We start from the raw sequence: 463 nt of genomic DNA, 5'->3' as shown, positions 1-463 counted from the left end.
ACCCGGACATGGGCATGGACGCCCGGCTGTCTTGCAGCGCGTCCGGCCACGCCTGGATGCTGACGATGAGCGACGAGCGCGCCATCGAGCTGGTCACGCGGCAGGGCTTCGGCTCGCCTGAGGAATATGGTCCGAACGCGCCGACCACCATCGGCGCGCTGCTGACGATGCTGCACGAGAACCGCGCGCGCGGCTTTGCGATGATCAACGAGGTGTTCGCGCCCGGCATGACGGCGATGGCCGCGCCGGTCAAGCGCAAGGAGCGCGATCCGATTGGCGTGCTGAGCATCGCCGGACCGGCCGTGCGGCTGACCGAGGCGCGCATGACCGCGCTGGGCCCCGACCTGCTGGCCGCCGCCGACGAACTCGCGCTGGCCAGCCTGGCCTCGCCGATGTTTCGCACACGCTTTCCGCTACAGGGCCGCAACAACGAGGACAACTCGGCCGCCGCCTGACCTTCAGG

1 protein-coding gene is annotated in these 463 nt (G+C 70.0%); it reads left to right on the top strand.

The features are described 5' to 3' along the window. On the top strand, positions 1–455 hold a 455-nt coding region (locus AC1DHL_RS29870; protein ID WP_478164346.1), incomplete at its 5' end, for an IclR family transcriptional regulator domain-containing protein. Positions 456–463 lie beyond the last annotated feature (8 nt).

Source organism: Variovorax sp. 10L426 (genome assembly GCF_056395305.1).
This window is presented reverse-complemented; position numbering and strand designations above follow the sequence as displayed.